This window comes from Bradyrhizobium sp. (assembly GCF_035273305.1).
Taxonomy (GTDB): Bacteria; Pseudomonadota; Alphaproteobacteria; order Rhizobiales; family Xanthobacteraceae; genus Bradyrhizobium.
In genome coordinates, this window is record NZ_DATEPI010000207.1 from 1 (window position 1) to 10,151 (window position 10,151).

7 protein-coding genes are annotated in these 10,151 nt (G+C 60.7%); 4 read left to right on the plus strand and 3 right to left on the minus strand.

The genetic code is table 11. The annotated features are described in order from the left end of the window. Window positions 1-1,497, plus strand: a 1,497-nt coding sequence (locus VJV58_RS14180) for a beta-(1-6) glucans synthase (protein ID WP_324137992.1), incomplete at its 5' end; no start/stop codon positions are given. Here the strand turns inward: VJV58_RS14180 and VJV58_RS14185 are convergent. Beyond that, a complete protein-coding gene (locus VJV58_RS14185; RefSeq protein ID WP_324137993.1) occupies window positions 1,457-1,837 on the minus strand; it encodes a hypothetical protein in 381 nt (126 codons plus the stop codon). The genes VJV58_RS14180 and VJV58_RS14185 overlap by 41 nt on opposite strands. A gap of 83 nt (window positions 1,838-1,920) precedes the next feature. After that, complete coding sequence (locus tag VJV58_RS14190; RefSeq protein ID WP_324137994.1) at window positions 1,921-3,165, minus strand: hypothetical protein; 1,245 nt, start codon at window positions 3,163-3,165, stop codon at window positions 1,921-1,923. A 170-nt stretch (window positions 3,166-3,335) separates the two neighbouring features. Here VJV58_RS14190 and glmU point away from each other — a divergent pair, with 170 nt between their 5' ends. From glmU to VJV58_RS14205, 3 genes are all read left to right on the plus strand, one after another. Continuing rightward, window positions 3,336-4,694 carry a bifunctional UDP-N-acetylglucosamine diphosphorylase/glucosamine-1-phosphate N-acetyltransferase GlmU gene (glmU, locus tag VJV58_RS14195; RefSeq protein ID WP_324137995.1) on the plus strand — a complete coding sequence of 453 codons (1,359 nt, stop codon included), beginning with the start codon at window positions 3,336-3,338 and terminating at the stop codon, window positions 4,692-4,694. Window positions 4,695-4,822: 128 nt separating this feature from the next. Continuing rightward, window positions 4,823-6,649 carry a glutamine--fructose-6-phosphate transaminase (isomerizing) gene (gene glmS / locus VJV58_RS14200; RefSeq protein ID WP_324137996.1) on the plus strand — a complete coding sequence of 609 codons (1,827 nt, stop codon included), beginning with the start codon at window positions 4,823-4,825 and terminating at the stop codon, window positions 6,647-6,649. A 99-nt stretch (window positions 6,650-6,748) separates the two neighbouring features. Next, entirely contained in the window at window positions 6,749-7,522 is a 774-nt protein-coding gene (locus VJV58_RS14205; RefSeq protein WP_414641493.1) for a DUF502 domain-containing protein, read from the plus strand. Between the two features lie 120 nt (window positions 7,523-7,642). Here VJV58_RS14205 and recG read toward each other — a convergent pair whose 3' ends face one another. Then, window positions 7,643-9,742: an ATP-dependent DNA helicase RecG gene (recG, locus tag VJV58_RS14210; protein WP_324137997.1), complete on the minus strand. Its 2,100-nt coding sequence runs from the start codon at window positions 9,740-9,742 to the stop codon at window positions 7,643-7,645. Window positions 9,743-10,151 lie beyond the last annotated feature (409 nt).

The following is a 10,151-nucleotide window of genomic DNA, read 5'->3' on the forward strand; positions in this document are numbered from 1 at the left end:
CTGATGTGCGTGTCGTATGCGCCCTTCCGGGGTGCTCAGACCCCGCTGTCGCCGACCACGCACGTCAGCGCGGAGGAGATCGCTCACGACCTCGAACAGCTCGCGAAAATAACCGATTGCGTGCGCACCTATTCGATTGAAAACGGCCTGGATCAGGTCCCCGAGCTGGCGGCCAAGGCGGGCCTGAAGGTGATCCAGGGGATCTGGCTCGGCAGCAATAGATTGAAAAACCTGGCGCAGATTGCCACCGTCGTCCGCCTTGCGAAGGAATTCCCCGGGGTCATCACGTCCGTTGTGGTCGGCAACGAGGTGCTGTTGCGCGGCGAGATGACGACCGCCGATCTCGCCGCGACCATCCGCTCCGTCAAATCGCAGCTTGCCGTTCCCGTTACCTATGCCGATGTCTGGGAATACTGGCTGCGTAATCGTGAAATCTACGAAGCGGTGGATTTTGTCACCATTCACATCCTGCCTTACTGGGAGGATTTTCCGATCCGCGCCAAACATGCCGCGGCGCATGTCGACGATATCCGCCGCAGGATGGCCGTGGCATTTCCGGGGAAGGAGATTCTGATCGGCGAGACCGGCTGGCCCAGCGAGGGACGCATGCGTGAGGGAGCTTTGCCCTCGCGCACCAACCAGGCCAGAGTTGTCTCCGAGATTCTTGAGCTGGCAAAACGGGAAAATTTTCGCGTCAACCTGATCGAAGCATACGACCAGCCATGGAAGCGCGAGCTTGAGGGTACGGTCGGCGGCTATTGGGGACTGTTCGATTCAGGCCGGCGGGTCGTGAAATATCCCCCCGGAATTCCCGTCAGCAATTATCCAGCCTGGAAGCTGCAGATGGGATGCGGGATGTCGCTCTCTATTCTGGTGTTCGGCGCCGGCTGGTTGACCTTGCGGCGCAGGCCTTGGAAGCCTCGGTTGGCGTCCTGGATGGCGGTGGGAATTTACGCCACCACAGCTGGAATCCTGCTCGGCGTCGCAGCCGACAAGCTGTTCTATGAAAGCTACGGCGTAAGTGGGTGGCTCGGTTGGGGAGCGCTGCTGCTAGCAGCTATCGGCTCTCCTGTGTTGTGCGCCAACGCCCTGATGGCGGGCCGCGCGCTGCCGACGTTTCTTGAACTGTTGGGTCCGCGCGAGGCGCGAACGCGATCGGGGCTAACTGTAATCCTGGGACTGGTGTTGGCGATTGCCGTGTTGATCGGCTCCGAAACTGCGCTCGGGCTCGTATTCGACCCGCGCTACCGCGATTTTCCATTTGCCGCGCTGACAATGGCTGTGGTGCCGTTCTCCATTCTGACGCTGCTTAATCGCCCAAAGGACGGGGTCAGGCCTTTGGCCGAGGCGGTCTTTGCCGGGCTGCTGGCCTGCGCGGCGCTCTACACTTTGTTCAACGAAGGCAAGGACAACTGGCAGTCGCTCTGGACTTGCGCGATCTATCTGCTGCTCGCTTTTACGCTGTGGCAGGCGCGGGCCGTGCAAATCCCAGAATGAGCAGCCCTATTGCGAGGCCTGAGAGCACGACATTGTAAAGCACGATCCCAAATCCGGCGGCGATCAACCCGCCGGTCAGTAGAACGATCGATGGCCGGATAACATGAAGTGCGGCGATCATGAGCGCAACACCGCCGAACACTGAATTGCGAAACAGGTAGGTTATGAGAATTCTGGTCTTGCACAGCATCGTTTGCAAGCCGGCGTCACAAGCCAGCGCGACCGTCGAGAACTCGATCGCGAAATAGCGAAGATACAGCGCGTAACCGACGCTCAAAAAGCCGACCACCAGCAGCCACTGCACCTGATAAGGCGTCAATCGAAAGGGAGCTTTCTTCATTCGGCGAATATGGTCGGGAATCCAGAGCGGGACAAGACTAGCAGGCTACCCCTTGGTTTTTGCCAGCTAAACTCATGGCTGCGCTAACGACGGCCGAAAAACGTGGAAACTGTTGCGGGTGGGGGATCTGGTTTCTTGATGGGCTCGTCGACCGCCACGCGCTTTGTATTGCTGCGCCCCTGGCTGGATCGGTGGCCGGGACCTGGCTTGGCGGCGGGCGGATCGTCTGCATTGACGGCGAGGCGTTGACCGTCGAACACCGCCGTTTCGCAGGGTCGTTCGTTCGCTACCATGGCCGCGCATATTTTCGCCGCCGAAGCCGCATCGGTAAGCGGCCCCGCGACCAGCCGCAACTGCATGCCGAGGCCGTTGCTGTTTTCTTTGATCACGATGATTGGCCGCAACGCCGCCAGAGCCGCGTTCGACCTCGACTTCAATAGCCCCCGCCAAAGCGAGCGCAGGCCATTGACCGAATTCGCCCCGCCCACATCGACGCCGAATTCAGTGCGCTGAACCGCAAGCTGAGTGGCGCTCGGCGCGGAAGCATCTGCTTCCGCCTCATCCGCAGGGCCGCTGGCTGCCATGATTTCCGGCTTTGGCGCCGGCTGAGTCGCTTTTGTGGCCTTGTCCGATTGGATCGATTTTCCCGCCGTGGAATCGGATGGGCCCATGAGTGATTTGGGGGCAACAAGGGATGGCGGGGGCGCCGCTGCGGGCGCCATCGATGTTTTCGGTGCAGCTGATGCGATGACCACGGGCGCTTGCTCAGGAGGCGTGGCGGTCTCGGTCTTCTCACTTGCTTTCGTTGCGTCGGCTGCCTTCGTTAGCGTCGCCACGGGCGAGACGATCGGCGCAGGGACCTGATTTTGCGTAGCCGGTTGCGGCGGCTCTGCAGTCGCGATCGCCGAGGACGGAGCGGGGTGCGGTGATGCCGCAGCCGTATTCTGCTTGGCAATCGTGCCGGTCACGGACTCGAGTCCCTGCTCCAGCGCGCTCACGCGATAATACAGCCGATCGCGGTCGCCGTTGAGCGTATCGATTGCGGATGCCAGCCGACGACGCTCGTTTTGGCTCTCCTTGGCCATTGACTGGATCTGTTGTTCCTGTCTGGCCAGTTCGACTGAGGCCACCTGGTCACGACGCAGCGCAACCGAGGAATGACTAGCGTAAACCGCCAGAACAACCGCCCCAATTGAGGCGCCGGCCCACAAGCCGAGCCGCCATGTCGCGCGCCGGTCGAAAACATCCTCGTCTGCCAGAAATCCCGACATAAAGCCGGTATTTTCGGGTTCAAAGCTGGCGGCCCGCCTCTCGGGATTCTTTGCCATAACGAAGTCTGCGGCCCCCCTGCGGCCCCACCCGAATCACCCGCCAAACATTAACAGGAATTCCGCCGCAATCTTAAATCGGCGGACTAGCGAACAGCAAACGGGTTTCCATGATCCGGCAAAACCCTCTATGAGAGCGGCCGAACACCCCTGGGAAGCAAGGGATTCAGATGACCGCTCGGTCCAGCCTTACGATCGTGCTCGCCGCGGGTGAGGGCACGCGCATGCGGTCCTCGACGCCCAAGGTGCTGCATCCGCTGGCTGGACAGTCGCTGCTGGCGCATGTTTTGGATGCAGCCCCACATGGAGCTGACGCAGGATTGGCCGTGGTCATCGGGCCGGGGCACGAGGCGGTCGCCGCAGAAGTCAAACGCGTGCGTCCGGATGCGGCCACTTTCGTTCAGGATGAGCGGCTCGGCACCGCGCACGCCGTGCTGGCGGCGCGCGATGCGATCGCCCGGGGCGCCGATGACCTGCTCATCGTGTTCGGCGATACGCCGCTGATATCAGCCGCGACGTTCCAACGTCTTCGCGCCGCGCTCGAGGCAGGTGCAACCCTTGCCGTGCTCGGCTTTCGCGCAGCCGATCCCACCGGCTACGGCCGACTGCTGGTGAAAGGAAGCCGATTGACGGCGATTAGAGAGGAGCCGGACGCAACCGCCGAGGAACGTGCGATCCGGCTTTGCAACGCCGGCGTTATGGCTTTTGACGGGCGAAAAGCGCTCGCCATGATTGAAAAAATCGGCAGTTCCAACAGCAAGGGCGAGTATTATCTGACCGATGTGGTTGGCATCGTCAGGGATCTGGGATTGGAGGCGGTTGTGATCGAGACCAGCGAGGACGAAGTGCGCGGCATCAACACCAAGGCCCAGCTGGCCGAAGCCGAGCAGGTGATGCAGGCGCGCTTGCGCAAAGCGGCGCTTGAGGCGGGCGTCACCATGATTGCGCCCGACACGGTTTACCTCGCTGCCGATACGAGATTCGGCAACGACGTCACAATCGAACCCTTCGTGGTGATCGGTCCCGGCGTCGCGATATCGGATGGCGCCGTCATTCATTCATTCTCTCATATCGTGCAGTCTTCGATCGGCAAGAACGCTTCCGTTGGTCCCTATGCGCGTCTGCGGCCCGGCGCCTCGCTGGGCGACGGCGCGCGGGTCGGCAACTTCGTCGAGATCAAAGCCGCGACACTCGAGCCGGGTGTCAAGGTCAACCATCTCAGCTATATCGGCGATGCCCATGTCGGATCGAATGCCAACATCGGGGCTGGCACCATTACGTGCAACTATGACGGCTTCGGCAAGCACAAGACCGAGATCGGCCAGGGCGCCTTCATCGGTACCAATTCGTCGTTGGTGGCGCCGGTCAAAATCGGCAGCCGCGCTTATATCGGGTCAGGATCGGTGATCACCCGCGACGTGCCTGAGGATGCGCTCGCGCTCGAGCGCAACGAGCAGATCAATCGCGAGGGCGGGGCCAAGCGATATCGCGAGATGAAAACGCGTGGCAAGCCGCCCAAAGCTGACTAGGAGAAAGCTTGTTAAGCTTGCGGCTTAACGCTGTTTCAATCCGCAATAATTATTGAGTATCAGGCGATCTGCTATTCTCGTTAAGAGATGCATGCGCTTTTGCCGTTTAATTGGAGATATTCATCCGCATGTGCGGCATTGTCGGGATCCTCGGTAGCGGTCCGGTAGCGGAGCAGTTGGTCGACTCGCTAAAGCGCCTTGAATATCGCGGTTACGATTCCGCAGGCGTCGCCACGCTCGAAGGCAAGCATATCAAACGCCGCCGTGCTGAAGGCAAACTCAAAAATCTCGAGGCGCGATTGCAAGCGGAGCCCTTGGCCGGCCATACCGGTATCGGCCATACGCGTTGGGCCACGCACGGAAAGCCGACCGAGAATAACGCGCATCCACACGCGACCGATCGAGTAGCCGTCGTCCACAACGGCATTATCGAGAACTTCCGCGAGCTGCGCGCGCAGTTGCAAAAAGATGGCGTCGTATTCAAGACAGAAACCGATACCGAAATCGTTTTGCACCTCGTCGACAGCTATCTCGCCAAAGGCATCAACCCTGTCGAAGCGGTGAAGGCATCGTTATCACAACTGCGCGGCGCATTCGCACTCGGGTTTATTTTCGGTGGCGACGACGACCTGATGATCGGCGCGCGCAATGGCCCGCCGCTCGCCATCGGCTATGGCGATGGCGAGATGTACCTCGGCTCGGACGCGATCGCCCTTGGCCCATTCACAGACACGATCTCCTATCTCGAGGACGGAGATTGGGTCGTGCTCACTCGCAAGTCCGCCGTAATCTACGACAAGAACAACGCCATTGTTCATCGTGGCGTCATCAGGCACACCGCGACGACCTCGCTGGTCGATAAGGCAAACTATCGCCACTTCATGGCCAAAGAGATTCACGAACAGCCCGAAGTGGTCGGCCACACTTTGGCGCGCTATGTCGATATGGCTACCGATCGCGTCGCCTTGCCTGCGAGCCTGCCGTTCGATTTCAAGGACATTCAGCGCATATCGATCACCGCGTGCGGGACCGCCAGCTACGCCGGTTACATTGCCAAATACTGGTTCGAGCGGCTGGGTCGCATACCGGTCGAGCTCGATGTGGCGTCGGAATTCCGTTATCGCGAGGCGCCGTTGCGCAAGGGCGATCTCGCGATTTTCATCTCGCAATCTGGCGAAACCGCCGACACGCTCGCGGCGCTACGCTACGCCAAGGGGCAGGGCGTGCACACGCTGTCCGTGGTCAACGTGCCCAGCTCGACGATTGCGCGCGAAAGCGAAACGGTGATGCCGACTCTGGCCGGACCGGAAATCGGTGTCGCGTCGACCAAGGCGTTCACCTGCCAGCTCATGGTCCTGGCCGCACTTGCGGTGGCTGCTGGCAGGGCCCGTGGCGAGTTGTCGGAAACCGACGAGACCAGGCTGGTGCACGGGCTCGTGGAAATACCGCGGCTGATGGCGGCTGCGCTTGCGACCGAGCCGCTGATGGAGAAACTTGCGCGCGACATCGCAAAGTCAAAGGACGTGCTCTATCTCGGCCGAGGCACCAGTTATCCGCTGGCATTGGAGGGCGCGCTCAAGCTCAAGGAAATTTCCTACATTCACGCCGAAGGTTATGCCGCCGGCGAACTCAAGCATGGGCCGATCGCGCTTATCGACGAGAACATGCCCGTGGTGGTGATCGCGCCCTACGATCGCGTGTTTGAAAAGACCGTCTCGAACATGCAGGAAGTCGCGGCGCGCGGCGGCAACATCATCCTGATGACCGACGCCAAGGGCGCCTCCGAGGCAAGTGTTGACTCGCTGCTCACGATCGTGCTGCCTGACATGCCCGCGGCCTTTACGCCGATGGTTTACGCCATTCCGGTGCAGCTTCTCGCGTATCACACAGCGGTTATCATGGGCACCGACGTCGATCAGCCGCGAAATCTCGCGAAATCAGTAACCGTCGAGTAGCCGCAGGTCGGCTTGCCTAGTTGGCTTAACTCTTTCAAAATCTGTTAGAAGAGCTTAGCTGGCACGGTATTGTAGGTGCCGGACCGACCTGGAACTCGAATGACCCGAAACGACCTCCCACCATCCATGCCACCGGCTGAACAGCCGCCGGAGGTACAAACCGGCTTGATGGCGCGTTTTCGCAACTATTTCCTGACCGGATTGATCGTCGCGGGCCCAATTGCCATCACCTTCTATCTGACCTGGTGGTTCGTGACATGGGTCGATGGCATCGTTCGACCCTTCGTGCCGGTGGCCTATCGGCCGGAAACCTATTTGCCATTCGGTTTACCTGGCTCTGGGCTGATCGTTGCGGTGGTCGCGCTGACGCTGCTCGGTTTTCTCACCGCCAACTTGATCGGGAGAAGCCTCGTCGACCTCGGTGAACGATTGCTAGGCCGCATGCCGGTGGTGCGCGCGATTTATCGTGGATTGAAGCAGGTGTTCGAGACCCTGTTCTCGGGCCAGGGATCGAGCCTTCGTCGCGTTGGGCTGGTCGAATTTCCCTCACCGGGAATGTGGTCGATCGTCTTGATTTCGCAATCGCCTAGCGTGGAGATCGCCAACAACCTCCCCGGCCAGGAGGAGCACATTTCGGTGTTCCTGCCGTGCTCGCCAAATCCGACGACCGGTTTCTTTTTCTACGTGCCAAAGAGCAAGATTATCGAAATCGAGATGAGCGCCGAGGATGCCGCAACGCTTATCATGTCCGCGGGCGTGGTGCAGCCCGGCTCCGACCAGCAGAAGAAACTTGCAGCGCTGGCGGGAATGGCGAATGCCGCGCGGGTGGCAAACTCAACTTTGCGTCAGCCGGAACCGGCAAAGGTCGATTGATTTCCTGGTCCTGCGAATGCGCGCGCGATCCAGGACGCGATCAATGCCAGAGCGCGAGCAGCCTTGGACGCCTCGTGCGCGGCGCCTCGCGATTATGACCAGCTGAGTTATTAGGGGCATTCATCCTGCACCGATTAGCGGCAATGCCTCGTCGCGTTCGAACAAATAGAGCAGGCAACGCAGTGCTTGCCCACGCGCGCCGTTGAGGTGCGGATCGTCTTTCATGATGCGTAGCGCTTCGTCCCGCGCCTGGACGATGAGCTGGGCGTGAACACCGGACCGCGCGATCCGATATCCGGGTAGGCCGCTCTGCCTGATGCCAAGCACGTCGCCCTCGCCACGTAGCTTGAGGTCTTCCTCGGCGATCCTGAACCCATCGGTGGTTTCTCGGATGACCTTCAGCCGCGCCATAGACATATCGTTGAGCGGCTCCTTGTAGAGCAACAAACAGGTGGACGCTTCGGAGCCGCGCCCAATCCGTCCCCGTAGCTGATGCAGTTGCGCCAGCCCGAATCGTTCCGCGTTTTCGATCACCATGATGCTGGCGGCCGGAACATCGACGCCGACCTCCACTACCGTGGTCGCCACCAGCAGCCCGATCTCGCCGCTTGCGAAATGAGCCATCACCTGATCTTTTTCCGACCCACGCATCTTGCCGTGGACAAGGCCGACCTTGTCGCCGAACCGCGTCCTCAGGCTTTCGAATCGCTGCGCAGCATCGGTGAGATCGACGGTTTCGGATTCCTCCACCAGTGGGCAAATCCAGTAGACGCGCTTTCCGACCCGCCACGCGCGGCCCACCGCATCCATCACTTCATTGAGACGGTTGTTCGGCATGGCGCGGGTATCGATCGGCTGCCGTCCCGCAGGTTTTTCGCGCAACTCGGAAACATCCATGTCACCAAAATAAGTGAGCACCAGGGTGCGGGGAATCGGGGTGGCGCTCAGCACCAGCACGTCAACCGCTTCGCCCTTGGCCGTAAGCGCCAGCCGCTCGCGCACGCCGAAGCGATGCTGCTCATCGACGACCGCGAGCGCCAGCGATCTGAAGATCACATCGTCCTGGATCAACGCATGGGTGCCGACCAGAAGATCGATTTCGCCATCGACAAGCCGCGCCAGAATATCGCGGCGCTCCTTGCCCTTTTCACGACCGGTCAGGATGGCAACCCTCAAGCCAGCACGTTCGGCAAGGGGCGCAATGGTCTTGATGTGCTGGCGGGCGAGAATTTCCGTCGGCGCCATTAACGCGGCCTGTTTGCCCGCTTCGACAACGGCGGCAGCCGCTAACAAGGCCACAACCGTCTTGCCCGAACCGACATCGCCCTGCAGCAGCCGCAGCATCCGGACCGGTTGATGCAAATCATCGGTGATGGCGGCGATCGCCTCGCGCTGTGAAATGGTCAGCGCATATGGCAGCGCGTCAATGATCCTGCTGCGGAAATGGCCGTCGCCCCTGTGCCGGTTGCCGGCGGGACGGCGCAGTTGCGCGCGCACCAATGCCAGCGCCAGTTGGCCGGCCAGTAGTTCGTCGAATGCAAGTCTCGACCAGAACGGACCTTCGGGAAGAATATCCGTTGGGTCGATCGGTATGTGCACGCGGTCGAGCGCCTCCGCGATCGGCGGAAACTTGCAGCGGCGGATTACCTCCGGGCTGATCCATTCGGGAAGATTCGGCAGCTTGTGAAGCGCCTGAGTTACGGCACGCCGCAACGAGCCTAGCGCCAACCCCTGCGTCAGAGGATAGACGGGATCGATTCCACTGAGTTTTGCGAAACCCGCTTCGTCCACCACCCGATCGGGATGCACGATCTGCGGCATGCCATCGAACATTTGCAGCGTGCCGGAGACGTATCGTTTGGCGCCGACCGGCAGCAGCTTTTCGACGTAGCCGGGCTGAGCACGGAAATAGGTCAGGACCACGTCCCCGGTATCGTCGCTGGCATAAACCAGATGAGGTGCGCGGGGATTGCGCCCCGGCACTGGCCTGTGGCGATCCACCGTGACCTCCAGCGTCACCACCGTTCCGGGGATAGCATCGCGGACTTTAGGTCGCGCACGGCGGTCGATTACGCTCGCGGGCAGATGAAACAGCAGATCAATGATGCGCGGTGTCGCTTCACGATCGAGCAGATACCGGAACAGTCGATCCTGCTTGGGCCCGACCCCAGCAAGGGACGTGATTGGCGCGAACAGCGGATTGAGCAGAGGAGGGCGCATCAAAGGACTCGGGAATTGACCGATGCTCGTTGTTAGAGGCTTGAATGCATTTTGGCGCGAATGCAATCCGATACCAGCGCGAAGATGCATAATCGCTGCACGGCGGACCGCCAACCGATTTGCCCGGCGGGCGCTGCGGCGAAGCACCTGTCCAGCCCGATTTGCAAAAATATATTTCTTCTGGTTTGCCCCAAATCAAATCCATAACCGCCTCGTCTCGTTCCATGCAGGGGCGCTCGCGATCGTCACGGACGCGGGACGGGATGCAATGGACGCTGATGTGCCGCTGACGAACGGCATGTGATGCGGACGGCGAAGTCGTGTGGTTCTGACGTCTCGACGCTGGCGTCAAGTTGGCGGGAAGTATCCCGCCGGCGACGGTGACAACAAAGCCCGATCACCGGGAAGA

Bases quoted from the DNA above. Each gene is read 5' to 3' on its own strand.
- glmS (WP_324137996.1), top strand. From the start codon at position 4,823: ATGTGCGGCATTGTCGGGATCCTCGGTAGCGGTCCGGTAGCGGAGCAG.
- VJV58_RS14185 (WP_324137993.1), bottom strand. From the start codon at position 1,837: ATGAAGAAAGCTCCCTTTCGATTGACGCCTTATCAGGTGCAGTGGCTG.
- VJV58_RS14190 (WP_324137994.1), bottom strand. From the start codon at position 3,165: ATGGCAAAGAATCCCGAGAGGCGGGCCGCCAGCTTTGAACCCGAAAAT.
- recG (WP_324137997.1), bottom strand. From the start codon at position 9,742: ATGCGCCCTCCTCTGCTCAATCCGCTGTTCGCGCCAATCACGTCCCTT.
- glmU (WP_324137995.1), top strand. From the start codon at position 3,336: ATGACCGCTCGGTCCAGCCTTACGATCGTGCTCGCCGCGGGTGAGGGC.
- VJV58_RS14205 (WP_414641493.1), top strand. From the start codon at position 6,749: ATGACCCGAAACGACCTCCCACCATCCATGCCACCGGCTGAACAGCCG.